At 65.6% G+C, this 24,290-nt stretch carries 23 protein-coding genes; 6 read left to right on the top strand and 17 right to left on the bottom strand.

Annotation, left to right across the window (positions count from 1 at the left end; all coding sequences use genetic code 11):
- Positions 1-81: 81 nt before the first annotated feature.
- From CFB45_RS34970 to CFB45_RS34950, 5 genes are all read right to left on the bottom strand, one after another.
- The gene (locus CFB45_RS34970; protein ID WP_089429673.1) at positions 82-702 is read right to left on the bottom strand and encodes a lipocalin family protein; all 621 of its coding nucleotides are present in this window, start codon (positions 700-702) and stop codon (positions 82-84) included.
- The gene (locus tag CFB45_RS34965; RefSeq protein ID WP_089429672.1) at positions 699-1,799 is read right to left on the bottom strand and encodes an SAM-dependent methyltransferase; all 1,101 of its coding nucleotides are present in this window, start codon (positions 1,797-1,799) and stop codon (positions 699-701) included. Before CFB45_RS34965 ends, CFB45_RS34970 begins: the two co-directional genes overlap by 4 nt.
- Positions 1,796-2,629, bottom strand: coding sequence for a DUF1295 domain-containing protein (locus CFB45_RS34960; protein ID WP_089429671.1), 834 nt, complete (start codon positions 2,627-2,629; stop codon positions 1,796-1,798). The genes CFB45_RS34965 and CFB45_RS34960 overlap by 4 nt, the downstream gene beginning before the upstream one ends.
- A 153-nt stretch (positions 2,630-2,782) precedes the next feature.
- Positions 2,783-3,517, bottom strand: a complete 735-nt coding sequence (locus CFB45_RS34955) for an anti-sigma factor (RefSeq protein WP_089429670.1) — start codon at positions 3,515-3,517, stop codon at positions 2,783-2,785.
- A complete protein-coding gene (locus tag CFB45_RS34950; RefSeq protein ID WP_089429669.1) occupies positions 3,514-4,125 on the bottom strand; it encodes a sigma-70 family RNA polymerase sigma factor in 612 nt (203 codons plus the stop codon). The genes CFB45_RS34955 and CFB45_RS34950 overlap by 4 nt, the downstream gene beginning before the upstream one ends.
- Before the next feature lie 250 nt (positions 4,126-4,375).
- Here CFB45_RS34950 and CFB45_RS34945 point away from each other — a divergent pair, with 250 nt between their 5' ends.
- The gene (locus CFB45_RS34945) at positions 4,376-4,945 is read left to right on the top strand and encodes a lipocalin family protein (protein ID WP_089429668.1); all 570 of its coding nucleotides are present in this window, start codon (positions 4,376-4,378) and stop codon (positions 4,943-4,945) included.
- A gap of 292 nt (positions 4,946-5,237) precedes the next feature.
- Here CFB45_RS34945 and CFB45_RS34940 read toward each other — a convergent pair whose 3' ends face one another.
- Positions 5,238-6,653: an ISNCY family transposase gene (locus CFB45_RS34940; protein WP_089430276.1), complete on the bottom strand. Its 1,416-nt coding sequence runs from the start codon at positions 6,651-6,653 to the stop codon at positions 5,238-5,240.
- 590 nt (positions 6,654-7,243) lie between these two features.
- A complete protein-coding gene (locus CFB45_RS34935) occupies positions 7,244-8,365 on the bottom strand; it encodes a DUF2827 domain-containing protein (protein ID WP_089429667.1) in 1,122 nt (373 codons plus the stop codon).
- Between the two features lie 415 nt (positions 8,366-8,780).
- On the opposite strand from CFB45_RS34935, the gene CFB45_RS34930 reads away from it, so the two are divergent.
- Complete coding sequence (locus tag CFB45_RS34930; RefSeq protein WP_089429666.1) at positions 8,781-9,101, top strand: hypothetical protein; 321 nt, start codon at positions 8,781-8,783, stop codon at positions 9,099-9,101.
- Positions 9,102-9,234: 133 nt separating this feature from the next.
- Here CFB45_RS34930 and CFB45_RS34925 read toward each other — a convergent pair whose 3' ends face one another.
- The 3 genes from CFB45_RS34925 to CFB45_RS34915 form a co-directional block, all read right to left on the bottom strand.
- Positions 9,235-10,233, bottom strand: coding sequence for an ABC transporter substrate-binding protein (locus CFB45_RS34925; protein WP_089430120.1), 999 nt, complete (start codon positions 10,231-10,233; stop codon positions 9,235-9,237).
- 46 nt (positions 10,234-10,279) lie between these two features.
- A complete protein-coding gene (locus tag CFB45_RS34920) occupies positions 10,280-10,624 on the bottom strand; it encodes a DUF3088 domain-containing protein (RefSeq protein ID WP_089429665.1) in 345 nt (114 codons plus the stop codon).
- 120 nt (positions 10,625-10,744) lie between these two features.
- Positions 10,745-11,110 carry a hypothetical protein gene (locus tag CFB45_RS34915; protein WP_179255141.1) on the bottom strand — a complete coding sequence of 122 codons (366 nt, stop codon included), beginning with the start codon at positions 11,108-11,110 and terminating at the stop codon, positions 10,745-10,747.
- On the opposite strand from CFB45_RS34915, the gene CFB45_RS34910 reads away from it, so the two are divergent.
- From CFB45_RS34910 to CFB45_RS34895, 4 genes are all read left to right on the top strand, one after another.
- Complete coding sequence (locus CFB45_RS34910) at positions 11,109-12,293, top strand: porin (RefSeq protein ID WP_089429663.1); 1,185 nt, start codon at positions 11,109-11,111, stop codon at positions 12,291-12,293. The genes CFB45_RS34915 and CFB45_RS34910 overlap by 2 nt on opposite strands.
- Before the next feature lie 143 nt (positions 12,294-12,436).
- Entirely contained in the window at positions 12,437-13,720 is a 1,284-nt protein-coding gene (gene soxC / locus CFB45_RS34905) for a sulfite dehydrogenase (protein ID WP_089429662.1), read from the top strand.
- Positions 13,713-14,237, top strand: coding sequence for a c-type cytochrome (locus CFB45_RS34900; protein WP_089429661.1), 525 nt, complete (start codon positions 13,713-13,715; stop codon positions 14,235-14,237). Before soxC ends, CFB45_RS34900 begins: the two co-directional genes overlap by 8 nt.
- Before the next feature lie 109 nt (positions 14,238-14,346).
- Positions 14,347-15,534 carry an LLM class flavin-dependent oxidoreductase gene (locus CFB45_RS34895; RefSeq protein ID WP_089429660.1) on the top strand — a complete coding sequence of 396 codons (1,188 nt, stop codon included), beginning with the start codon at positions 14,347-14,349 and terminating at the stop codon, positions 15,532-15,534.
- A 2-nt stretch (positions 15,535-15,536) separates the two neighbouring features.
- On the opposite strand, the gene CFB45_RS34890 is transcribed toward CFB45_RS34895, so the two are convergent.
- The 7 genes from CFB45_RS34890 to CFB45_RS34860 all read right to left on the bottom strand — a co-directional run bounded on the left by CFB45_RS34890 (position 15,537) and on the right by CFB45_RS34860 (position 24,063).
- Positions 15,537-16,898, bottom strand: a complete 1,362-nt coding sequence (locus CFB45_RS34890) for an LLM class flavin-dependent oxidoreductase (RefSeq protein WP_089429659.1) — start codon at positions 16,896-16,898, stop codon at positions 15,537-15,539.
- A 42-nt stretch (positions 16,899-16,940) separates the two neighbouring features.
- Positions 16,941-18,158 carry an acyl-CoA dehydrogenase family protein gene (locus CFB45_RS34885; protein WP_089429658.1) on the bottom strand — a complete coding sequence of 406 codons (1,218 nt, stop codon included), beginning with the start codon at positions 18,156-18,158 and terminating at the stop codon, positions 16,941-16,943.
- 167 nt (positions 18,159-18,325) lie between these two features.
- Positions 18,326-19,213 (bottom strand): ABC transporter permease, encoded by an 888-nt coding sequence (locus CFB45_RS34880; protein WP_089429657.1) that lies wholly within the window; start codon positions 19,211-19,213, stop codon positions 18,326-18,328.
- A complete protein-coding gene (locus CFB45_RS34875; RefSeq protein ID WP_089429656.1) occupies positions 19,210-20,199 on the bottom strand; it encodes an ABC transporter ATP-binding protein in 990 nt (329 codons plus the stop codon). The genes CFB45_RS34880 and CFB45_RS34875 overlap by 4 nt, the downstream gene beginning before the upstream one ends.
- 64 nt (positions 20,200-20,263) lie before the next feature.
- A complete protein-coding gene (locus CFB45_RS34870; RefSeq protein WP_089429655.1) occupies positions 20,264-21,295 on the bottom strand; it encodes an ABC transporter substrate-binding protein in 1,032 nt (343 codons plus the stop codon).
- A gap of 46 nt (positions 21,296-21,341) precedes the next feature.
- A complete protein-coding gene (locus tag CFB45_RS34865; protein WP_089429654.1) occupies positions 21,342-22,271 on the bottom strand; it encodes a TauD/TfdA dioxygenase family protein in 930 nt (309 codons plus the stop codon).
- An 853-nt stretch (positions 22,272-23,124) separates the two neighbouring features.
- Positions 23,125-24,063, bottom strand: a complete 939-nt coding sequence (locus CFB45_RS34860) for a response regulator (protein WP_089429653.1) — start codon at positions 24,061-24,063, stop codon at positions 23,125-23,127.
- Positions 24,064-24,290: the final 227 nt, after the last annotated feature.

Genomic DNA, 24,290 nt, shown 5'->3' with positions numbered 1-24,290 from the left:
TCCGTCAGTCACAAGAGCAGGTTCTGGAATCACCTGTGCTCATATACGACGCACCGCGCGCGGCGGATGCAGGTGCGGTGTTCATTCGCGATCGCCGGGCGACGCGAAGCCCGGCTTGCCGAGCTGGTCCGGTGTTTGCGGCACCCGCCTGAAGCGCGATGTGTCGTAACCCATCGCATCGAGCCGGGCGAGCAGCGAGCGATAGGTGGCCTCGTCCATCGTCGGCGCGCGCGAGAAGATCCAGCCGAGCGTCTTGCCCGGGTAGCCGAGGATCGTGTACCGGTAGTCGGGGTCGACGTAGAGCGTCAGTTGCGTGACATACACGGGCCAGAACAGCCGCACGCGCCATTCGCCACCGCCGCTGCCGGGCTTGACGGCGTCGACGAACCGATAGTGCTTCTCGGGCTGGTCGAAGCCGCCGTCGCGGCCGACGAATGCGTCGTCGATCCGGCCGTCGTCGCGCAGGCGCCACTCGGCGCGGCTGCCGACGAAGCCGCGTTCCGCGAAATACGGGATGTTCGCGATCACGTACCAGCGGCCCATGTAGCGCGGCAAGTCGACGGGTACGGTCGACAGCGGAACGGCGGCGCGCGGATTCGGGTTCGGCGGGCTGCCCGAGCACCCGGCGGCCCCGATCGCGAGCGCCGTCACGACCGTGGCGGCGACGCGGCGGAGAACCCGGCACGGGATCGCGGCCCTCACGCGAGACCCGGGCGCTTGTCGAACAGATAGTGGGCGACGCCCCATTCCTGCCCGTCGGCATAGCCGAACAGCTCGGCGACCGCCATGTAGAACATCCGCCAGCGCTGGAACCACAGGCGGGCGTCGGCGCCGTAGACCGTCTCGAAAATCGGCATGATCCGGTGGCGCGCCGCGTCGAGTGACGCGAGCCACTGATTGGCCGTGCGGGCGTAGTGCGTCCCGTCGAGCCACCATTGGCGGGCGATGCGCACGTCGTCCTGGAACCGCAGCAGCAGGTCGGCCGACGGCATCGTCCCGCCCGTGAAGAAATGGCGCGACATCCAGTCGGTGTCGTCGCGCACCGCGAAGTGATAGGCGAGCAGCTTGTGCGCGAAGATGTGCACGAAGAGCTTGCCGTCGTCGTGCATCCAGCGCGCGATTTTGGCGAGCAGTTGCCCGTAGTTCTTCATGTGCTCGAACATCTCGATCGAGAGTACGCGGTCGAAACCGGCATCCGCGGGATCGAAGTCGAACTCCACCACGTTGCCGGTCACGATTCGCAGATTCGTCAGCCCGCGCTGCGCCGCGCATTGCTCGATGAAGTGGCGTTGACCGTGTGAATTCGACAGGCCGACGATCTGCGCCGCCGGATACCGCTCGGCGAGCCATAGCGACAGCGAACCCCAGCCGCATCCGAGGTCGAGCATGCGCTGGCCGTCCGCCAGCCTGGCGCGCTGCGCGTACAACGCAAGCATGGCGTCCTCCGCCTGCGACAGCGTTTCGTCGCCACGCGGGTAATAGCCGCACGAGTATTTGAGCCGCGGGCCGAGATGGGCCTCGAAGAAGCTGCCGGGCACTTCGTAATGCTGCGTGTTCGCCGCGAGCGTCTCGATTGCGATCGGGCTTGCGCCCAGTTCACGCACCAGCGTGTCGTGGGCCGCCGCGCGCTGTTCGCCGTCATACGCGTGTTCGGCGCGCAGGCGTTGCCGCATGAGCGAGCGCATGCCGGCCCGGATCAGCCGGTCCGGCAGCCAGCCGCGCTCGCAGCAGCGAATCAGCCAGGTGTCGTTGGGTGCCGCCACCGATGCCGGCGACGGTGGCGAGGTGGTAGCGGTCATGATCGCGTGCTCCGGTCGTCAGGGTGATCGGATCGAGTGGGGGAAGGGCCGGGCGCCGGCCTCGGAGGCCACGGAACGATGGCGCTGGTCGTGCGCATGTACTCGCGGTAGCCCGGCCGGCTTTGCACCAGACGCGCTTCGAGCAGCGGCAAGCCGGAAACCTTGAGCAGCAGCCATGCCATCAGGACGGGCGGCAACAGCGTCAGCCAGCCCCACGGCATGCCGATCGCCAGGGCCGTGTAGGCGAGCCAGTGCACGCACTCGAAAAAATAGTTGGGGTGCCGCGAATAGCGCCACCAGCCGGCGCGACAGACCTGGCCGCCGTGGTCGGGATCCGCGAGAAACCGCTTGAGTTGCCGGTCGGAGGCCGTCTCTCCGGCGACGGCGGCAATCCAGATCGCGACTGCCGCGGCAATCGCGAACCGGGACGGGGCTGCCGCGCTGTAGGCGGGGATGAAGAACGCGATCGACAGCAGCATCGAGATCAGCGCTTGCAACTGGAACAGCCAGAACATGTTGCGCGGCGCGGCGTCGCCCCACTGCAGGCGGAACTGTCGATAGCGCGGGTCCTCCGGCTGCCCGCGATTGCGCCGCCACAGGTGCCGCGCGAGTCGCAGCCCCCAGATGCCGCCGCCGGCGGCGACGAGCGCACGATTCAATTCCGGGCCGGTCGCCAGCACGGCGACGAACACGGCTACGCCGCCCAGCGTCGCGGCCCAGACCGGATCGATCATCCCGGCGTTCCGGGATTGCAATTGGATAATCCACACCGCCGTGAAGGACAGGATCAGTCCGACGAAGGCGAGGAGGGCAACGACGACGGCGGGCATACGGGCTCCGAGGGCGCGATACCCTTTATACGGAGCCGGCGACCGATCGGATGCAGACGAATGCGACGAGATGCGTGATGTCGTCGAGAGAGACGGCAGCGGGCGGCACGCCGCCGCGCTTTACGTTTACAGGGCGAGCGCGCGTTGCGCGCGTCAAGTGGTGTGCATCGCGCCGGTGGCGAGCACCGGCCCGGTGGGTTGGCCGCTCGGCGAGCCGCCGTGAGGCTCGAGCGATACGGCGAGCACCGCGCGTGCATCGAGTCGCGCGACGATCGCTTGCGGCAGCGTCATCGACGCTGGTGCGTTCGACGCGAATACGCCGAGCGAGATCGGCTTCGCATTCGGCGGAATCAGCCAGAGCTCCGTCGAGCGGTCCGCGGCGACCGGCGGCGTGTTCGCGGGCACCACGACCATCCGGGCACGCCGCAAGTCGACCGTGGCGGTCCACCGTGCGACGCCATCCGCTTGTGCCAGCGTGGCCGCCATGTAGTGGCTGTCTTCGGCAGCGGGGCGCGGCGGCGCTTCGCCCACCCGGATCACGTTGACCGTGAGCAGCCCGAGCGCCGCCACGCTCGCGCCCATGCCGACCCAGCGCCACAGTTTCAGGTTGTTCCACCATCCGTCGGATGGCGCGGCGCTGCGCGGGCGCGACGGCGGGATGAAGCCCAGTTGGTGCTGGATCCTCGTCCAGGTTCGCGCGGGCGGGTCGACGGGCATGACGTCGTCCGCGAGCGGGGCGAGGTGGCGCTGCCAGCGCTCGAGCGTGGCTTGCAACGCCGGGTCGCGCGCGGCGGCCTGCTCCAGCTCGCGGCGCGCGTCTGCGTCGAGCACGCCGAGCGCGTATTCGGCGCAGCGCAATTCGGGATCGTGATCGGCCGGCGTATTCATTGCTCCAGACACACCTTCAGCTGCATCAGGCTGCGCCGGATCCAGCTCTTCATGGTTCCGAGCGGCACACGCAGTCGCGCTGCCAGCTCACTGTAGGTCGCGCCGCTGAAGAAGGCCTCGCGCACCGCGCGGCCCTGCTGCGGATCGAGTTGCGCGAGGCAGCGCTCGAGGCGCTGGCGCTCCTGCGAGGCCTCCGCCAGCGCGGCGGGCGTTGGATCATCGGCGGGAAGCTCAAGCGCCTGTTCGTCGTCGAGTTGCGCGTCGCGATGCTGCCGCAAGCGGTCGATCGTCTTGTTGCGTGCCAGCGTGATCAGCCACGTCATCGCGCCGCCGCGCGTCGGGTCGAACGTGTCGATGCGGCGCCATGCGGTCGTGTAGACCTCCTGGAGGATATCCTCGGCTTCGCCGTGATCGTGAAGCATGCGCACGATCGTCCCGAACACCCGCGACGCGGTCAGCTGATACAACTCCGCGAAAGCCGCCTGATCGCCGGCTGCTGCCTGAAGCATCACCCGATTCAGATGTTCGCGGCGCGCGGCATCCGCATCGGCATCGTGCGAAGGGGCTGACTGATCGAAGCCGCTGGCACCGCTTGGCGTGTCGCTCATGCGAAGTGGATGGCGCGGATCGCCATGATGTGAATGTCGAGCGAAATATAGCACTCCCGGATGCATGTGATCGAACGATCGGTGGCACGTCCGCTGCACGTTGTGCAGCGCAACGCCCGCTGTGATCTCTTCAACCAGATACGAGCGACGCGTCCGCGCGGATTCAGGCAGCCGCAACGTGCGGCGAATGCGGCCGACTACCGTCGGTTGCGTGCACAATGACCGGGTTTCGTGTCCGGAGAGTCATGCAATGAAGCGAAGTATCGTTGGCCGACCGCTGTGGGCGGCGGGAGCGATCGTGGCGGGCGCCGCCCTGGTGCTGGCGGGATGTGCAGGCCTCGCCGGCGGGCCCAGCGGGAATGCACACGTTCCGCAACCCGCGAAATCCGTCGATCTCGATCGCTACGTCGGCAGATGGTACGAGTTCGCGCGGTATGAAAACCGGTTCGAGCGCGGATGCGACGGCGTGACGGCCGACTATGCGAAGCGGGAAGACGGTCTCGTCGGCGTGCGCAATACCTGCCGCGAAGGCGGGCCGGACGGCCGCGCGCGAAGCGCCGACGGCCGCGCAAGGATCGTGGCGGACAGCGGCGGCGCAAAGCTGAAAGTGTCGTTCTTCGGGCCGTTCTTCTTCGGCGATTACTGGGTGCTCGATCGCGCCGACGACTACGCGTGGTCGATCGTCGGTGAACCGTCGGGGCGGTTCCTGTGGATCCTGACGCGCGATGCGAAGCCTTCCGCTGAACAGGTCGCGGCGCTCGTCGAACGGGTGCGGGCGCTCGGTTACGACACGACGATGTTGCGGCGCACCGCGCATTAGGGCGACCGCGTGCGGCATGCGTGTACGGCGCCGTCGGGCCTGGAGCAAAGCCGCCAGGTCCGTGCTCTCGATACCTGATGACCAGCCGTTCCACCTGGCGCACGTTCAGGTTCAGCCGTACGGCCGTACGGCCGCACGTCCCGAACGGACATTTGAACTTAGCTACTACAATTAATGTCATACCCGGATTCAGATGTCGTAGTGCCAGCTAAATACAGATGTCGCATGTTTCATCGGCCTTTCCGTCCTTCAGCGTTGAAGCGCCGAGCCTGAAGCAGCAGGGCGCTTACGCTCACCCGCGGGCCTTGGCAGACCGCCGCTCAGTTTCTGCTTTTGACGCAACTTCCAGAATCGCGGCTTCCATGTCAGTCACCGTGAACCGGCGAGGTTTCTTCGTGCCGGGTTGCGCTTCATTTGCCCGCACCGGCAGCCCCCGATGCGTTCGCGACGGCGCAGTGCCGATCCGCCGGCTGTCGCGCTGCGCCTGAAACGCTTGTGCCACCTGCAACGCATGGCTCAGGCGCTTGTGATCCACGATCGCGCCTTGATCCACCTCGGCCAGCCGATCGTAGGATTGTGCCGACAGTAGCTGGCCAGCCGCCCGAAGCTCGATGCGTCCGTCCGGGTACTCCCACACCTCGATGTCACGATGTATCCACGCCCGATTCCCCGGCGTATCGTCCAGCAGATAGAGCACCCGGTCGTACTGCACCGTCAGCGCCTTCGTGACCCGGCGTGTCTCGCGCCAGGTCAGCAGCAGATCCAGATCCTCGTCGGACCGCAGCGGTCGATGCGCATCAAAGCCGCTCTTCGGTGGCTTCGCGAAGCGCTCGTTATACATGGCCATGAAGGAGGGCGCGTAAGCGTTCGCGTCGGCCACCGTGCTGATGCCGCGCAGTCTCAACTCCTTGACGAACCGATCCTGCAGCGTCAAGTGCGCTCGCTCGACACGTCCCTTGGCCGAGCTGCTGTTCGCGCAGAACGTGTCAATGTTCAGCTCGTACATCGCCCGACCGAAGTGCGTCACGCTTTGGCCTGTCTTGCTGGCGCTCGTATTGCGGAACACGCTGTACTTGTCGCTGTAGAACGCCACCGGCTTGCCGTAGCGCTCCAGATACGCTCGCGTGGCCTCGAAGTAGCTGAACGTCGACTCGGTCTGCGTGAAGTGCAGCATCATCAGCCGGCTCGTCGCGTCGTCCACGTACACCAGCAGCGTGCAGGCCGGCGCCCGTTCCTCGAACCACCGATGATCGCAACCATCGATCTGGATCAGTTCACCCAGACACGCCCGGCGCGCTCGCGGCTGATAAACCTTCGGCGGACGCTGCCGACGTGGAATCCACAAGCCAGCGTCCGTCATCAGCTTCCTGACCGTTTCCTTGGCCAGCCGAATGCCATGGCATTCCCACAGCTTCTCGCAGGCCAACGTCGGCCCGAAATCGGCGTAACGCTCTCGAATAGTGGTCAAGGCGCGTAACGCTAGTCCTTCGTCGAGCTTGCGGTTGCCTGGCCGGCCACGACGGCCCGAAGCAACGCCGCTAGGTCCATGCTCTCGATATCGGATGACCAGCCTTTCCACCTGTCGCACGCTCAGTCCCAGCCGTTCGGCCGCACGTCCGGGCTTCAGGCCCGTGTCCACCACGGCCTGGATTACCTTGAGTCGATCAAGCTCTCGCATCGTCAGTGTCACCAATCCGGCTGGCTGCATGGTCGGCTCCGCGCTCGCTCAACGAGCCGTCCAGCATGCCAGCAGTCAAAAACCCGACATCTGTAAATAGCCAGAACACGACATTAGGATATGGCTGCTACAAACAAAAAATGCGATCATCATCATTATGTCAAATAAATGATATTTGTTGATTGCCGTGGATACAGGACCGGCCCACCTCGCTGGAGCATTCGGACGGCCCGTGTGGGTGTTGCTGTCGGCTGCATGCGATGAGCGTTGGTCCAACAGCCATCGCGATACGCCGTGGTACAGGTCCATGCAGCTGTATCGGCAAGCGACATTGGGTGACTGGAGCAGCCCGATATCGGAAATGGCGGCGGCATTGTCTGGCCAGAGCGCGGTATGGTAGTCGACATCAAGCAGGCACATCGGCAGCGAGCGTGCTGTTCGAGATAAGCGTTGATCAGCGAATAGCGCACTCAACGTGTAAGACCAACGTCGCTCCACTTGATGCTACCGGCTCGCCGTCAATACCGACCTCAAGGCGGCAGCGACACGCCCATTCCGAATCAAACTTCACTCCGCTTCAGTCAGCGGCTTACTGATTTTCCCAGTGAAATGTCGTGAATTTAATCAAAAAGACCGATCAGGAGCCTGTCGTATGATTCGATTTGTCTCGAATTTGTCGACAGAAATCCGCCGATAAATTCGCGCTGTCGATTTTTGTAGTCAACCCATTTCTCATCGTGCGAATCGATTGCCTGCCCGAGTTGCAGTGCACCCTCCTCCGCATCCTGTCCATTATAAAAATAACCAAGCTCACGGCAGAGGTATGCGTTATGGATCAATGCATACCCGTTCCAGCACACATCGAAATAGAAGTAATTCAGCGCAAGCCCTGATTGATGGGATATTACAATGTCGGTATGTTCCGAAAGAAATTGAGGGGTGTTGTAATAGCCGACAAAGCTTATCTTTGAGTCTCTCACCAGGTCGAGGTGGTGCGCGATGCCAACAAATTCGGGGCTGTTTTTTGCAAGATGCTCCGTGTTCGTCGCGTGCACGTAAGATATCTTTTCGCCAAACTTCCGATAGCCCAGTTCCGCAATCAAGAGCGGATAGAGGCAAAACTTCGTAACGTCGATATTCGGCTCCATGATGGAGAGGCGCTTCGACTGCCCGGTTGGACGATACTCCCCGCGATGCGGAAGCGCTGCCGACCGCTCTTCGACGCACATCGGGTCCCAAACGAACGGGACTTCACGAACCGGCTGGCGTCGTAATACGCTGAAGTAGCTCGCGCTGGTATCGACAACTTGCGGGATGATCCACACTTGATCGTAACGTTGGTTGATGAATACCGTTTCCGCATGCCGTCTGCCAAAAATCATGGCCTGCATCATGTGCACGTATTCAGGACCGCAGCAGTAGCTCACGACTTTTGTACCGCGTGCCTGCAGATACGCGGTTTGCTGCTGGTCAATTTGCCCCCCGAGTTCGATCAGGACATCGAGCGAGTCTTTCGCATCGTCGAACGAGCGTATCGGATACTGCGTGGTATCCCACGGAAGTTCCGACGTGATCCGGACGTTCGTGGTGTTGACGAGGGTGACCTGATGGCCAAGAGGCGAGTGTTGAAAGAGCTTCATCAGATACAAGGCGTTCTGCTTGATGCCGTTGACCCAGAGACTTTCTGCCGCGTGGTGAAGGCCAATTGTGATACCGACGCTGAGTGAGCGTGCCAAACTCATGGGAGGTTCTCCAGGATGCCCGTCCAATAAAGAGTTAGATCATAGCGCTGCACTAGTCTCCAGCTGTCAAGAACTGTCAAAATCTGACATACGTGCTCGGCACGGGTGACCCTGCACGGCATGCCATACAGCGGCGCGCAGGGTTTCGTATTCACGGAAGTACGGTTGTCGATTGAAATCGCGTCGGATCCAGTCGACGATGTCCGGGCGGCCCTGAGCGCGAAAATGCGCGCCTACCCGGCCCATTTGTTAAATAGCTTGAATACCCGCCAACGTGCGAATGATTTGCCGTACTATCCGCCCGTCATCGTGGCTAATGTCGAATGCGGTCGATCGACCTTGGGCAACGGCCATGGTTTTTTATCTTCGGGAGCTCGAGCCGGGCGCCGATTTCATCCGAACGCCAGGACCGATCATGTTCCAGTCCCCCGGAGATTCCTTCGTCAACGGTTCGTTGCTGGGCCTGTGCGTCGAGGTTCCGCTTGCCGCGATCGTTTCGCTGGCGATGCACGGCGTCGACTGGAACGGGCCGCGCATCGCGATGCTCATCGCCACGCCGGTGCTGATCGCGTGCATCACGCTGCTGACGCGCCCCGTCGCATTCAGCACGGTATGGAAGCACAAACGCTCGCCGTTCGTGCTCGACGACAATGTGCGCGCGTCGATTTACGGCCGGCTGTGCGGAATCGCGATCGGCGTCGTGTTCGGCATCATGGTCGCGACGACGTTCGCCTGACCCGGTCGAGAAAATCTCCCATCGGGGTCCGCGCAGGGCGTGAAGCCTCGCTCACGAAGGGAAAGCAGCGTTTCCCGAAAGCGCATGTGCCCTCAATCCCCCACTTACCCGGCCGCCTTCTCATTACCCCCGCTCACGTCGCCGCGACCAGCGCGTTGAACGACGTATCCCACAGCGGCGCGACATTGGCCGGCCCATCCAGCACACCGATCCGCGCGAACACATCCGCGACCTGCTGATGCTGCGCCACCACGTCGGGCGTCACCGGCAGCAGCGCGTAGTCTTCGCTGCGCTGGTCGAACATCGCGACGAGATCGGCAACCGGCACGCGCGTCTCGCGGTTCTGCACGAGCGCATAGTCGCCGAAATGCGTGTTCGCCCATGCATACGCGCGTCGAAACCGCAGCAGCAGATCGCCCGTCGCCGCGCGACGGCGCGCATCGTCGAGCGTGCGCGGGTTCGCATAGACCGGAAAGTTGCCCGACAGATAGCCCTTCCCCGTCTTCAGCACGCGCGCACCGTAGCGATTGCGCGCAAGCTGGCCGTTGTAGCCGTAGATCGCCCATGCGTCGATGTCGCCGCGATCGTAGGCGGACAAGCCATCGGCCGGCGACAGGTTGATCGGCTGGATATCGTCGAAGCTCAGGCCGGCCTCCGCGAGCTGGCGATACAGGAAGTAGTGCGACGTCGTCGCACGCACGTACCCGACACGCTTGCCCTTCAGGTCCGCGATGCTGCGGATCGTCGTGTCCTTGCGCGCGAGCGTGACCTGGTTGTTCAGGTCCTCGCGCACGCGGGTGATGAGCCGCACGTTGGCCTTCTGTCGCGCGGCGAACACGGCCGGAATTTCGCTGCCCGAACCGATGTCGAGCGCATCCGCGTTGAGCGCCTCGATGTGCAGCACGCCGTTGTTCAGCTCGCGCCAGTCGATCCGGTACGGTGTGTCGGCCAGCCCGGCCGCCTGCAGCAGCGCGCGCCAGCCGCCCTTGTAGGTTGCGACGCGCAACGTGGTGCCGGCGAGATCGGTGCTGACCGCGGGCGTGGCGAACGCGGCCTTCGCGGCCCATGGCGCCGCCGCCACCGCGGCACCGGCAAGCAGCAAACGGCGACGTGCCGCCGAAATTGACGACATCGGATGCTCCTGTCGGTCGATCAAACGGGAAGTGAAAAGCGCTGCGTCAATGCAGCACCGGAAATCCGTGGCGCTCGGCCAGCAGTTCGAGGATGCGGCGCGCGTCGGTGACGAAGCGCACGTCGCCGAGCGTCTGCGCGTCGTCCGGCGCCGGCTGGTCGCGGCCGAGCACGAGGACCGGCAGCCCCTGGTGCGCATCGTCGAGCGCGTCGACCACCGCGTGCCGAGGCCGCTCGAAGCCGACACGTTTCACGTCGATTCGACTCGCGCGATCGGGCGCGCTCGCGAGCAGCCCCTCGATCGACAGTCCATGCGGGCAGACGAAGCGCTGGCCCGGATGCTTCGGATCGGCAAAGCCCGGTTCCAGCAGAAACAGCACATCGCGACTCATGACAGACGGCTCCCGTGTTCGTGGTTCAGCCGGGACGAATGCGCTTGGGCGCCCTTCCGTTCCCGGAGCATGCCGGCCCGAGGCCGGATGCCCGACTCTACCGTCATGCATCGCACGGCCCTACCAACGTTTTGCGGAATCGATATGCGGCCGCACGTAGCGCATCAGGCGCTCGCCGCACAGCGGGCGTTGCGTAAAAACATCGCACGCCGGGCCGCCGGTAGTGCGGACATCGAACGATTTCATCGATCGATATGACGACGCCCGCGTGTATCCGGTGCTCGACGTTCGCCGTTCGCGCGATACGTTCGCCGCAGCATGGGTGCCGGACGCGATCGCGGCGCACATGAAGGGCTTGCGGCAACTCATATTGCAAATCGGCCGCGCAGCGATTTGCAAACCACGGATCGACCGTTCGCCGGCACCGCCGTCATCAATAGGATCGTGATCCTCGCAGATGTACCCATAAAAACAGAGGATAGTCATGATCAAAAAAACGGTAGTCCTGGGTTTGGTTTCGATCGGTTCGGTCAGCGCGCATGCGCAGAGTTCGGTCACGTTGTACGGCGTCGTCGATGCCGGGTTCGCTTATACGAACAATCAGGGTGGCGCGAGCAACATCCAGCAGACGAGCGGCAAGCTGAGCGGCAGCCGCTGGGGGCTGAAAGGCGTGGAAGATCTCGGTGGCGGCGTGCAGGCGGTCTTCACGCTCGAAAGCGGGTTCCGGCCGAGCGACGGCGGGCTCGGCCAGGGCGGCCGCCTGTTCGGCCGCTCCGCATACGTGGGCCTCGCCAGCAAGGGGCTCGGCACGCTGACCTTCGGCCGCCAGTACGAGCCGATCACCGACCTCGTTGCGCAGTACTCGGGGTCCGGCTTCTGGTCGCCGGCCACGCACGTGGGCGACAACGACAACATGAACCAGAGCTTCCGGCTGAACAACGCGGTGAAGTTCCGCAGCGACACGATCGCCGGCTTCACGGCCGACCTGCTCTATGCGTTCAGTAACCAGGCCAACGGTGGCGCGGGCACCGGATTCTCGAACAACAACGCGTGGGGCGCGTCGGCAAACTACGTGAACGGCCCGTTGTCGGTGGGCGCCGGCTATGTCCGCATCAATCATCCGAATTCGACGTCGAATACGAGCGGCGCGGTGGGCGGTGCGACCTCCACCACCGGCAACGACTACAGCGGCGGATTCTTCTACGGGCTGAACGGCGGCGTGCTCAAGCAGCAGATCGGCGTGGTCGGCGCGAACTACGCGCTCGGCCCTGCGACGCTGGGCTTTGCGTGGAGCCACACACAGCTCAACTATCTCGACGGCTCGTCGCGCAAGTTCAACAACTACGACGTGAACGCGCGTTACCAGCTCACGCCGGCGGCCACGCTGATCGGTGTCTATACGTTCACCGACGGGCGCGCGAGCGGCCTGCCGGGCACCGGCGGCCAGACGCTGAAACCGCGCTGGCACCAGTTCACGCTCGGGTTCGACTACGCGCTGTCGAAACGCACCGATATCTACCTGTCCGGCATCTACCAGCTCGCGGCCGGCGACGCGAGCACGGCAACGTCGGGCGGCTATCGCAAGATCGCGGCGATCTCGAATATCGGCAGCGCGTCGTCGACGAACCGCCAGGTCGCGTTCGTCACTGGGCTGCGCGTGAAGTTCTGACGGCGAGCGTATCGGGCGCGGTGCAGCGTGGTGCAGCGTGATGCGATAAGCAAAGCGGGAATCGTTGTTTGTCGCACCGGGTTCGGTTGCCGAGAATGGGCGTTTCCCCGCGTGCTGCCCCGGCACACGATACGCGTTCGACCATGACCGACTCCCGTTTCCCGCCCCACCCACCGCGCAGCGGCCGGCGCGCAGCACTGCGCCGGCTCGCCGGCGGATGGGCGGCAGCGATGCTGCCTGCCAGCGGCGCGCTGGCAAGTCAGCCGCTCGCCCCGCTCTCTCCGCGCTCCCCGCTCGACGTGCCGCCATGGACACGCGAACCGGGTGCGCCGCTACTGTCGCCGCCCTACGGCGTGCCGGGGCCGCACGAACGCGACGTGATCCGCCGCAGCGCCCGCACGCCGGCATTGCCCGGCTCCGGCTCGTCGATGACGCCGCTCGCCGACCTGTTCGGCGACATCACGCCGAACGGCCTCGTCTACGAGCGTCATCATGCGGGCGTGCCGGAGATCGATGCGCAGCGTCATCGCGTCGTCGTGCACGGCCTCGTGCGCGAGCCGCGCGTGTTCACGATCGACGACCTGCTGCGCTTTCCGTCCGAGTCGCGGATCCACTTCCTCGAATGCTCGGGCAACACCGGCAGCGAATGGAACGGCCCGAGCGGGCTGCCCGTTCAGTTCACGCACGGGCTGCTGTCGTGCTGCGAATGGACAGGCGTTCGGCTGTCGACGCTGCTCGACGAAACCGGCATCGATCCGGACGCACGCTGGCTGCTCGCCGAAGGCGCCGACGGCGCGGCAATGACGCGCAGCCTGCCGCTCGACCGGATCCTCGAGCGCGCGCTCGTCGTCTATGCGCAGAACGGCGAGCGGCTGCGCCCCGAGAACGGTTATCCGGTACGGCTGATCGTGCCGGGTTTCGAAGGCAACACGAACATCAAGTGGCTGCGGCGGCTGAAACTGGTGCGCGCGCCGGAGATGACGCGCGAGGAAACGTCGAAATACACGAACCTGCTGCCCGGCGGCTGCGCGCGCCAGTTCGTGTTCGAGATGGATGCGAAGTCGGTCATCACGCGGCCGTCGGCCGGCCATCGGCTCGCCGCGCACGGCTATTACCCGATCGGCGGCTACGCGTGGTCGGGGCGTGGCCGGATTCGCGCGGTCGACGTCTCGACCGACGGCGGCCGCACCTGGCGGCCCGCTCGACTCGCGGGCGACGTGCGCGATCGCGCGCTGACGCGCTTCGAAGCCGACTGGATCTGGAACGGCGAGCCGGCCGACCTGCAAAGCCGCGCCACCGACGACACAGGCTATGTGCAGCCGACCCGCGAGGCGCTCGTCGCCGCTCGCGGCGTCAACTCGCAGTACCACTACAACGGCATCCAGAACTGGCGCATCGGCACGGACGGCGAGGTGCGCAATGCGTAAGCCGCTTGCCTGCCTGCTCGTCGCATCCCTGAGCGTCCCGAGCGCATTCGGCGCGGGCTACGGTCTCGGCCAGCCGGTCGACCGCGCGGCGCTCGCGGCGTGGGACATCGACGTCGCGCCCGACGGCAGCGGCCTGCCGCCCGGCTCGGGCACGGTCGCGCGCGGCGCTCACGTGTTCGCGGACAAATGCGCGATGTGCCACGGTGCCGGCGGCGAAGGCGGCGTCGGCGATCCGCTCGTCGGCGGACTGGGCTCGCTCGCGAGCGCCAAGCCGAAAAAGACGGTCGGCAGCTACTGGCCGTACGCGACGACGCTGTTCGACTACATCCGCCGCGCGATGCCGTACAACGCGCCGCAATCGCTGAGCGCGGACGAAGTCTATGCGGTCACCGCTTATGTGCTCCATCTGAACGGCATCGTGCCCGCCGATGCACGGCTCGACGCGCGCACGCTGCCACGCGTGCGGATGCCGAACCGCGACGGGTTCGTGTCCGATCCGAGGCCCGGCACGCTATGACGCGGCTCGAACCGCGCGCACGCACATCGTGCATGACACCCGGGCGATTCGCCGCCGCACGTGCCGCGCGTTGTCGTCCGCTACATGTCCAACCCGCAAGGAAGCCTTCATGAGCGACACGTCCCTCGCCGCTCCGGTCGCGCCGTCACCGTTCGTCGACGTGCGCTCACCGGCGGATTTCCCCGACAGCCCCGTCTCGCGTGTCCTCGCGCAGCCGCTGATGCTCGGGCTGTTCCTGCCGATCCAGGCCGGCGGCTGGAGCGCGTCGACGCTGCCGCGCACGACCGACTGGACCTTCGACTACAACGCCGACCTGGTCGCGCGCGCGGAGGCACTCGGCTTCGATCTCGTGTTCGCGCTGTCGCAGTGGCTGCCGAAAGGCGGTTACGGCGGTGTGTTCGACGGCCAGGCGCTCGACTCGTTCATGACGCTGGCCGCGCTGACCGCGCGCACCGAACGGATCATCCTCGTCGCGACGAGCCACGTGCTGTACGGGCCCTGGCATCCGCTGCATTTCGCGAAGTTCACCGCGACGCTCGATCACATCTCGCGCGGGCGCTGGGGGATCAACGTCGTGACCGGCCACCGCGCGATCGAGCACGAGATGTTCGGCTGGAACCGGATCGAACACGACCGGCGCTACGAAATGGCCGCCGAATTTCTCGACGCGGTCCAGCAGTTGTGGGCGCAACCGGACAATTTCAGCTACACGCCGGCGCTGTCGAGCTGGCGGCTGGGCGGCGCATTCGTGACGCCGAAGCCGCGCTACGGTCGCCCGCTGCTGATCAACGCGACGGGCTCCGATGCGGGCATCGATTTCGCCGCACGCTACTCGGACATCGTGTTCGTCACGAGCCCGGCCGGCACGGATGCCGAACGCGCGATCGCTGCGCTGCCCGCGCATACCGCACGGGTGAAGGCAGCCGCCGCGGCGCGCGGCCGAACGATCCGCACGTTGCTCAACCCGCTCGTGATCTGCCGCGAGACGGCGGCGGAAGCGCGTGCGTACCGCGACGCGATCGTCGCGCATGCGGACGAAGGCAGCTTCCACCGTTTCGACAGTGACGCGCATGCGTGGCGAGGCGGCTTCGAACAGCGCTCGCAGGCTGCCTCGCGCGCGATCGGCGGCAATATCTCGATCACCGGCTCGCCGGAAGAAGTCGCCGATACCATCGTGCGCCTGCACCGTGCAGGCATCGACGGCATCCAGTTGAGCTTCTACGACTTCAAGCCCGATCTCGACTTCTTTGGTGAGCGCGTGCTGCCGCTACTGCGCGATGCTGGTCTGCGGCGCTGACGTCAGGCAGCCGTTTCGGTACGGGCGGCGGTGGCGCGGCGCACGGGCCGGCGCAGCCCCAGATGCTCGCGCAGCGTATGGCCCGCATAGTCGTCGCGAAACAGCCCTCGGCGGCGCAACTCGGGCAGCACCAGCGCGATGAAATCGTCGAGGCCACCGGGCAACGTCGGCGCCATCACGTTGTAGCCGTCCGCGCCGTAACGCACGAAGCGCTCTTCGAGTTGGTCGACGATCTGCTCCGGCGTGCCGACGAGCTGCCAGTGGCCGCGCGCGCCTGCGACACGCAAATAGAGTTCGCGGATCGTCAGGTTTTCGCGGCGCGCGAGCTCGATCGTCAGTGCCTGCCGGCTCTTGCTGGCGTTCGTCTCCGGCAGCGGCGGAATCGGGCCGTCGAGCGGATACGCGGACAAGTCGAACCCGCCGGTGAGGCCCGAGACGAGCGCGAGCCCGACCGTCGGGTCGATCAACGACTGCAACGCGTCGAATTTCTCCTTCGCTTCGCTTTCGGTACGGCCGACCACCGGAAACACGCCGGGCATGATCTTCAGCGTATCGGGATCGCGGCCGAACGCCGCGAGCTGGCCCTTCACGTCCGCATAAAACGCGACCGCGTCGTCGAGCGTCTGCTGCGCGGTGAAGATCACTTCGGCCGTGCGCGCGGCCAGCCGCGTACCGGCCGGCGACGAACCGGCCTGCACGACGACCGGGTGTCCCTGCGGCGGCCGCGCGACATTCAAGGGCCCGCGCACCTGGAAGAAGCGGCCGCGATGGTCGAGTACGTGGCGCTTGTGCGGATCGAAGAAACGGCCCGATGCGCGATCGCGCACGAATGCATCGTCGTCCCAGCTATCCCACAGGCCACGCACGACATCCGCGAACTCCTCCGCGCGCGCGTAGCGTTCGGCATGATCGAAATGCGCATCGCGATTGAAGTTGCGCGCCTCGTGCGCACTCGACGACGTGACGAGGTTCCAGCCTGCGCGACCGCCGCTGATGTGGTCGAGCGATGCGAACTTGCGCGCGATGTGGAACGGCTCGTTGAAACTCGTCGACGCGGTGCCGACGAGGCCGATGCGCTCGGTAACGGCCGCGAGCGCCGACAGCAGCGTCAGCGGCTCGAACTGCGCGACGTAGCTGTGCGCGGTGCGGCTCAGGAACTCGACGTCGTCGCCGCGCGTGCCCACGCCGTCGGCAAGAAACACGAGATCGAACTTCGCGGCCTCGGCTGCCTGGGCAAGCCGCACGTAGTGGCGAAAATCGACGCCCGCGTCGGCCTGCGAACCGGGATGGCGCCACGCGGCGATGTGATGGCCGGTCGGGTACAGGAATGCGCCGAGATGCAGGTGTCCGGTGCGGGTCGTCATCGGGAAGGGTTTCCGGAAAAGAGGGCCGCGCGCGCGGCCAGGTCAGAACACGCGGCCTTCGGTCAGGTGTGTCGTCACGCCGTTCAGCTCGTAGTCGCCGATCACGCGCGCCTTGTGCAGCAACGGGTTGTGGCTGAAGATCGTGCGCAGGTTGCGCCAGTGCCGGTCGAGGTTGTGTTCGCGCGCCGTCGCCGACGCGCCGCCGACCTCGAACAGCCGCTCCGCCGCATGCAGCGCCAGCTTGCTGACGATGAGCTGCGTGCGTGCCGTCGCGAGCGCGCTGTCGAGCACCAGCGCATGTGCATCGGCATCGCCGGCTGCGATCGCGTCGGCGGAACGGTCGAGCGCCCGCGCGTTTTCGCGCACGAGCCCGTCGATCGCATGACTGTGCGCGGACAGCTCGCCGACGACCTGCTGGATGAAATGATCGTCGCGTGCGGTCGGCGCCGGGCTGTGCAGCACCGGGCGGCCGTGCCCGAGCACGTAGCGGCGCGCATCGGCAACCACGTTGCGCACGATGCCCGCCCCCGTCGCGACGAGATGCACCTGCCGCAGCGCGCCGCAATGGCGGCCGACGAGCGTCGAGCCGTCGCGCGCGGCCACCTCATCCGCGAACACCTGCACGTCGTTCAGCAGCAGGCTGCCGCTCGCGGTCATGCGCTGGCCCATGCCGTCCCAGTCGTCGAGCACCTGCACGCCGTCCCGCGCGACGGGAATGATCACGGCGACCGCGTCACCCTGCTCGTTCTCCACGTTGATGCGCGCGAAATCGGCAAACGCGGTGCCGGTCGAATAGTATTTGCGGCCCGTCACGCGATAGTGATCGCCGTCCCGACGCAACACCGTGGTGTTCTCGCCGGGCCGCGACGTGCCGCGCTCGGTCGACGCACCGCCGAAGATCGCGCCGGCCAGCGCCCGCTCGAGTTGTACGTCGTTGAACGGTGTGCGCGGCGACAGCCGCAGCGTCTCGATCTGGTCGTAGTGGATCCGCAGCGCGTGCGCGAGATTCGAATCGGCGGCGGCCAGCGTCGCGATCGTATCGAACAGGTCGACCAGCGTGCCGCCGAGGCCGCCGCGCTCCACCGGAATCCGCAGCACGCCCAGCGCCGAGCGACGGAAGATCGCGAACCCCTCGAACGGCAGTTCGCGACGCGCCTCGCGTTGCGCGGCATCCTGCCCGATCGCGCTTGCGAGATCGGGTAGCGCGGCAAGCGCGTCGCGCAACGCGTCGCGCGGATCGACGGCATCACGGGCAGTCATTCGGCAAGTCCTTGTTCGGGAAGATCGGGCGCTGCGCAGCGCGATCGCGACATGCGCGAACCGCCGCATGCGCAGCATCGCAAAGTATAGGGACGCACCCGGCGCGCGTGAAAAGCCGATTTCAGCTTACGTTATGCATGCGCCGGGAATTGCCGCGTGCGGTGACATCAGTGCTGGATGCCCCAGCGCCGCACGGTCACGCGTTCGAGCGTGTCGAACACGAGGTTCTCGACGAGCAGGCCGATCACGATGACGGCCGCGAGGCCGGCGAACACGCGATCCGTATACAGCTCGTTGCGGTTCTGAAAGATGTACCAGCCGAGCCCGCCCTGGCCCGCGCTCGCGCCGAACACCAGCTCGGCCGCGATCAGCGTTCGCCACGCAAATGCCCAGCCGACGCGCAGGCCCGACAGGATCGACGGCAGTGCGGCCGGCACGAGGATCAGCGCGATCTGGCGCAGACCCGTGAGGCCGTAGTTTCGCCCCGCCATCTTCAGCGTGGCCGGCACGCCCGCGAAGCCCGTATACATGCTGAGCGCAAGCGGCCACAGCACCGCGTGCACGAGCACGAACAGCAGGCTGCCGGTGCCGAGCCCGAACCACAGCAGCGCGATCGGCAGCAACGCGATCGACGGCAGCGGATTGAACATCGACGTCAGCATCGCCAGCAGGTCGCGGCCGATGCGCGTCGATACCGCGAGCGATGTCAGCGCAAATGCGAAGAACACGCCCAGCGCGTAACCGCGCAGCAACACCGACAGCGAGATGCCCGTCTTCACCAGCAGTTCGCCGGACTCGATGCCCTGCACGAACGCGGCCAGCGTCGCGCCGAAGGTCGGCACGAGCAGATCGTTCGCGACGATGCGCGCGACGATCTCCCACGCGGCAATCAGCACGAGTGCGATGACGCTGCGCCGAAACCATCCCGCACCGGCGACGCGACGCCACAGCGGAGCCGGCACGGCACGTTCGGCGTCGGGCAGCGTGTCGAGCGTGCGTTCGTATTCGGCGCGCACGGGCGGTAGCGGCGGCAGGGCCGGATCGATCGTGCTCATGATGCAGATGCCTCCGTCGTCGGGACGCGGGTCGTGTCGGTATCGAACAGCAGGCGATGGATCCGCGCGACGTTGTCGCGGAAGTCGCCGGTGTCGACGTTGTCGAGCGAATGCTCGTGGCTGTTGAGTTCCGCACGCACGCGGCCCGGATGCGGCGACAGCAGCAGGATCCGGTTGCCGACGACGAGCGCTTCCTCGATCGAATGCGTGACGAACAGCAGCGTGAAACGGAACTCGTCCCACAGGCGCAGCAGTTCCTCCTGCATCTTGCGGCGCGTCAACGCGTCGAGCGCGGCGAACGGCTCGTCCATCAGCAGCACGCGCGGCTGCATCGCCAGTGCGCGCGCGATCGCGACGCGCTGCTTCATGCCGCCCGACAGCGTGTGCGGATAGGCGTCGGCGAACCCGCTCAACCCGACCTTGTCGAGATAATGCAGCGCGCGCTCCCGTGCTTCGGCGCGCGACAACCTGGCGGCGGCACGCAACGGAAACGCGACGTTTTCGACGACCGTCTTCCACGGCGGCAACTGGTCGAACTCCTGGAACACCACGACGCGGTCAGGGCCCGGCCCGCGCACCGGCCGACCGTCGAGCGCGATCGAACCAGATACAGGCTCGATGAAGCCGGCAATCGCCTTCAGCAGCGTCGACTTTCCGCACCCCGACGGGCCGAGCAGCACGAAGCGGTCGCTGCCATACACGTCGAAGCTGACCTGGTGGGTCGCGCGCACGATCCGCGCACCGCTGCGGTATTCGAGGTTCACCCGGTCGATGGCGAGCAGGCGTTCACTGTGCGCGCCAGCCTGCGCGGCATCCGGCGCGGGCCGGCCGGCGACCTGCGCGTCGGGCACGGGGTGGACGGCAGGCGCCGCGCCGCCGCGTGCCACATACGGCGGCAGCCAGGTTCGGGGAGAAGTGGCGTTCACGATCGAATCTCTTGCGGGTAAAGCATCAGCATGCGGCCAGACCTTTCGCGGACCAACCATCGATTGCCCATATCGAAACCGCACCGACGCATAAGCGTCGATCGCGGCGTCGAAGCGGCTCCGCTCAGCTGCCGCCGGCCGTCGCCGGATCGTCGAAGAAGTAATCGCGCCACGACTTCGGTTCGGTGCGGATCGCACCGGTGCGGTGCATGAACTGCGCGAGCGCGAGCGTGTTCTGCGGCGCGGTCTTGAACTGCACCTGCGGATTGCGCAGGATTTTCAGCAGCAGCGCGCGATCGATCTTCGATGCGTTCACGCGGATATAGGTATCGGCCGCGCGCTCGGGATCGGCCGCGATCTGGCGCGCGGCATCGGCCAGCGCGGCGACGAATGCACGATAGGTCTTCGGGTTGTCGTCGCGGAATTTCTCGGTGGCATACAGCACCGTCGCGGAGCTCGGGCCGCCGAGCACGTCATAGGAATTCAGCACGATGTGCGCATTCGGGTTGCCGGCGAGTTCCTGCTCCTGAAACGGCGGATTGCCGAAGTGGCCGGTAATCACACTGCTGTTCGCCAGAATGGCAGCCGTCGCGTCCGGATGCGGAATCGCCTGCGTGAGCGCGTCGAGCTTGTCGAACTGCTTGTCGCCCCACTGCTTCGCGGCTGCGTACTGCAGCACGCGCGACTGCACCGACACGCCGACCGCCGGCACCGCGATGCGGTCCTTCGTGCTCAGGTCGGCGATCGTCTTCACGTTCGGGTTGCTGCTGACGAGGTAGTACGGGAAATTGCCGAGCGACGCGACGCCCTTCACGTTCTGCCGGCCGCGCGTGCGGTCCCACACGGTCAGCAGCGGCCCGACGCCCGCGCCCGCGATGTCGACCGCGCCGGACAACAGCGCGTCGTTCACGGCCGCGCCGCCCGACAGCCGGACCCAGTCGACCTTGATGTCGAGGCCGGCCTTGCGCCCTTCCTTTTCGATCAACTGCTGGTCGCGCGCGACGTTCAACATCAGGTAGACGACGCCGAACTGCTCGGCGATGCGGATGCGGCCTTCCGCGTGCGCGGCTTGCGGGGCGAGTGCGCCGGCGAACGCAAGCGTTGCGGTCAGTGCTGCCGCCAGCGCGCGGCGCGCCGGCAAAAACGAAAACGGCATCGGAACTCCAGTCAGGATGGGGCGGAAGATTGACGCGGCACGTGGCTCAGAAAGGCGCGTCGCCTTCAATCGTGGTGCGGTACAGCTTGCGGGGCAGGTGGTCGGGCGTGCCGGCGGCGAGATGCATCAGCGAACGGTTGTCCCAGAACACGAGATCGTGCTCGCGCCATGGGTGCCGGTACACATGCTCGGCACGCACGCTGTGTGCGAACAGCTCGTCGAGCAGCGCGCGGCTTTCGTCGTCGGGCAGCCCGACGATGCGCGTCGTGAAATGCTCGCTGACGAACAGCGCCTTGCGGCCCGTTTCCGGATGCGTGCGCACGACCGGATGCACGACCGCGGCAACCTGCGCGATCTGCTCGGGCGACAGGTTCGGCCGCCACGGATTGCGCGCCTGCAGCTCCGCATAGCGTGCGAGATACGTATGCTCGGCGCGCCGCCCTTCTACCGCGCGGCGCAGATGGGCCGGCAGCGTGTCCCACGCGAGATGCATGTTCGCGAACAGCGTGTCGCCGCCTTCGGCCGGCAGTTCCTGCGCATGCAGCAGCGAGCCGAGGCTCGGCTTCTCCTTGTACGACAGGTCGGAGTGCCAGAAATGGCCCGCGTCGCCGAGCCCGATCGGCTTGCCGTTCTCGACGACGTTCGACACGATCAGCACCTCCGGATGGCCGGCGAGCGCGAACTGGTGCAGCACGTGGATCTGCAGCGGGCCGAAGCGGCGGCTGAACGCGATGTGCTCGTCCGGCGTGATGCGCTGGTCGCGAAACACCAGCACGTGATGGTCGAGATGCGCGCGATGAATGCGCGCGAAGTCGGCGGCGTCGAGCGGTTGCGACAGGTCGAGGCCGACCACTTCGGCACCGAGCGGCGCATCGAACGGCACGATGTCGAAATGCTGCGCCGCAACGCGCGGCCGCGACGCGGGCGGATGCCCGGCGCAAAGCGATACGTCGTCGCGGATGGCGGTAGTCGTCATGGCACGGCCCCTGATTCGGTCAAAACGCGAATCTACGAGTGCGTGCCGGACGGCGTCAACGAAGCGATTCCGATACGTTTATCTGCTGCGCTGATAAAGATCGCTGCTCCCGCATACGGCGCGGCGGCGGACGGCGGGCTCACGTGCGAAAACGGCCGATCGCGGCGGCCGTCACGATTCCGTCGCCGGGTCGGGTACGTGCACGGCCCCTTCAGGACATTCGCGTGCTGGGCTCGGATACGACTCGGATGGCGCGTTCGGACATGCATTCAAGCGCATCGTGGGCTGCTCGCCCCGCGCGTATCGCCATGACTTTGCGAGTGAGTCGGGCGGAGTCGGGCGGATAACAGGCCGTTGAAATACCGCTCGATCGGATGCGGGTCCGATCCCGCATTTCGCGACGATCACTGCACGGCTTTCGATTTCAGTTCGATTGCCGCATTCCGGCGCGTATTAATGGGGTTGGGCGCCTGAGGGCGTCCGTTTCAATGCATGACGGGCCCGGCGGACGCATTCCGGCAAACGAGCTCAATCGACGCGCCGTGAAAACGCGCTTCAACGCATCAGTCGGAAATTTTGCGGATCGTTTGCCGCTGCAGATTTTGTGAAGGGTGGTGACAATATCAGATCGAGAATCGATCGATATTGAGAGCGCGTGCAGACCGTTGGTCAACGGTCTGCACTGAACGGATGTGCCGTCTATTGGAATATTGGGTGGCCCTCGGAACAAGGTGTGTATTGAAACAAAATCCCGCGCCGCTGATAACTGACAACATTGACAGGGATTGTTCCAGTTTGAGTGGCTACCGAGACGACGACAGCACCGCCCGTTTGAAAATGAGCGGATGATCCTTTACGCGTGACGCCATTTTGCCAATGTAGGCAGTTCGTGCTCGGTGGCCGGATCATCCAGCCGGATCCAGCTATAAAACGTGCCGTGCCATCCCGGAACGGGAAGCGGGGCCGCACGGTGAATGTCCGCGAGGCCCGGCCGATAGGCCTGAAATGGCCAGAATAGCGGCATGATGCGGCGCGCTTCCATGCCTTGGCGCAATTCGGCCGGTCCGCCCGCGTCGGACACGATATCGCAGTGGAACGCCCAGTCCTCTTCGCTCCAGGCGAGAAATACACTGGGCGCGCCGGCGGCATCGAACATCAGCACCGCGTCCTGATTGGGGCGCCAGTAGTATTCGACGATGCCTTCCCGCGCGGCCACCTCATCGATCAGCTTGACGATCCGTGGATCCCGGTAGGTCGCTCCCGCTTCATGCAGGCTGATGTGCCCGCGGGCCGCGCAGCACTTGCGTTTCGCGTCGTCCAGCGCGCTCGCCAGCTTGCGCGCCATCTCGACGTCGGTTTTCTTCAGATAGCAATCGATCAGTCCCGCGTTGAACGCGGCCACCGCCTCGCGCTCGTCGGCGATGCCGGTGAGCAGGATTTTCATGCAGTTCGCGTTGCGGATGGAGGTCAGGAACTGGATGCCGTCGACCTCCGGCATCGAATAGTCGACGACCACCGCGCCCACCGCCTCGAATCGGGCAGGATCGGCGAGCGCATCCTCGCCGATCGCATTCCCGCCGGTTTTCTCCGCACCGAAATAGTCCGCAGCCGTGGGGGGTATCTCCGCGTCACGCGACGACACGAAGTCGAGCGCCGCCCGGGGGTGCGTAAAAAAGTGGTTCAGGCGTTCGTCCGGAAATGCGCCCCGCAGCGCCTGCAGGAAATCCGGATTGTCGTCGACAAATACCACGGACACGGGGTAAAGCACCGGCTGCCTGACGAAGGGTTGCATAAGGGTCTCGATAAATCAGCAAAAGATAATGCGGCAACGGAGACGCTTTGCCGCGAATGATTATCGCGGCAATTATCCGGCGAAAGTGCGACGCACATCAACTGCTCTTCATTCGCTAATTCGGCACGTTTCGACTGCACCGCTCCGCGGAATTGCACGGGGAGAATCGGGCCATTCCTTCTCGTTGAAGGAATGCGCCGCTACCGCCAGTAGCGATTCAAGGAGTT

It is taken from the genome of Burkholderia sp. HI2500, assembly GCF_002223055.1.
In the GTDB taxonomy this organism is placed as follows: domain Bacteria; phylum Pseudomonadota; class Gammaproteobacteria; order Burkholderiales; family Burkholderiaceae; genus Burkholderia.
This window is presented reverse-complemented; position numbering and strand designations above follow the sequence as displayed.

What these genes read in the sequence shown, in the direction of transcription:
- CFB45_RS34950 (WP_089429669.1), bottom strand. Translation starts at nt 4,125, where the DNA reads ATGAGCGACACGCCAAGCGGTGCCAGCGGCTTCGATCAGTCAGCCCCT.
- CFB45_RS34965 (WP_089429672.1), bottom strand. Translation starts at nt 1,799, where the DNA reads ATGACCGCTACCACCTCGCCACCGTCGCCGGCATCGGTGGCGGCACCC.
- CFB45_RS34935 (WP_089429667.1), bottom strand. Translation starts at nt 8,365, where the DNA reads ATGAGTTTGGCACGCTCACTCAGCGTCGGTATCACAATTGGCCTTCAC.
- CFB45_RS34920 (WP_089429665.1), bottom strand. Translation starts at nt 10,624, where the DNA reads ATGAGTCGCGATGTGCTGTTTCTGCTGGAACCGGGCTTTGCCGATCCG.
- CFB45_RS34925 (WP_089430120.1), bottom strand. Translation starts at nt 10,233, where the DNA reads ATGTCGTCAATTTCGGCGGCACGTCGCCGTTTGCTGCTTGCCGGTGCC.
- CFB45_RS34860 (WP_089429653.1), bottom strand. Translation starts at nt 24,063, where the DNA reads ATGCAACCCTTCGTCAGGCAGCCGGTGCTTTACCCCGTGTCCGTGGTA.
- CFB45_RS34895 (WP_089429660.1), top strand. Translation starts at nt 14,347, where the DNA reads ATGAGCGACACGTCCCTCGCCGCTCCGGTCGCGCCGTCACCGTTCGTC.
- CFB45_RS34870 (WP_089429655.1), bottom strand. Translation starts at nt 21,295, where the DNA reads ATGCCGTTTTCGTTTTTGCCGGCGCGCCGCGCGCTGGCGGCAGCACTG.
- CFB45_RS34945 (WP_089429668.1), top strand. Translation starts at nt 4,376, where the DNA reads ATGAAGCGAAGTATCGTTGGCCGACCGCTGTGGGCGGCGGGAGCGATC.
- CFB45_RS34915 (WP_179255141.1), bottom strand. Translation starts at nt 11,110, where the DNA reads ATGACTATCCTCTGTTTTTATGGGTACATCTGCGAGGATCACGATCCT.
- CFB45_RS34960 (WP_089429671.1), bottom strand. Translation starts at nt 2,629, where the DNA reads ATGCCCGCCGTCGTCGTTGCCCTCCTCGCCTTCGTCGGACTGATCCTG.
- CFB45_RS34885 (WP_089429658.1), bottom strand. Translation starts at nt 18,158, where the DNA reads ATGACTGCCCGTGATGCCGTCGATCCGCGCGACGCGTTGCGCGACGCG.
- CFB45_RS34880 (WP_089429657.1), bottom strand. Translation starts at nt 19,213, where the DNA reads ATGAGCACGATCGATCCGGCCCTGCCGCCGCTACCGCCCGTGCGCGCC.
- soxC (WP_089429662.1), top strand. Translation starts at nt 12,437, where the DNA reads ATGACCGACTCCCGTTTCCCGCCCCACCCACCGCGCAGCGGCCGGCGC.
- CFB45_RS34900 (WP_089429661.1), top strand. Translation starts at nt 13,713, where the DNA reads ATGCGTAAGCCGCTTGCCTGCCTGCTCGTCGCATCCCTGAGCGTCCCG.
- CFB45_RS34955 (WP_089429670.1), bottom strand. Translation starts at nt 3,517, where the DNA reads ATGAATACGCCGGCCGATCACGATCCCGAATTGCGCTGCGCCGAATAC.
- CFB45_RS34890 (WP_089429659.1), bottom strand. Translation starts at nt 16,898, where the DNA reads ATGACGACCCGCACCGGACACCTGCATCTCGGCGCATTCCTGTACCCG.
- CFB45_RS34940 (WP_089430276.1), bottom strand. Translation starts at nt 6,653, where the DNA reads ATGCAGCCAGCCGGATTGGTGACACTGACGATGCGAGAGCTTGATCGA.
- CFB45_RS34865 (WP_089429654.1), bottom strand. Translation starts at nt 22,271, where the DNA reads ATGACGACTACCGCCATCCGCGACGACGTATCGCTTTGCGCCGGGCAT.
- CFB45_RS34930 (WP_089429666.1), top strand. Translation starts at nt 8,781, where the DNA reads ATGTTCCAGTCCCCCGGAGATTCCTTCGTCAACGGTTCGTTGCTGGGC.
- CFB45_RS34910 (WP_089429663.1), top strand. Translation starts at nt 11,109, where the DNA reads ATGATCAAAAAAACGGTAGTCCTGGGTTTGGTTTCGATCGGTTCGGTC.
- CFB45_RS34875 (WP_089429656.1), bottom strand. Translation starts at nt 20,199, where the DNA reads ATGGTTGGTCCGCGAAAGGTCTGGCCGCATGCTGATGCTTTACCCGCA.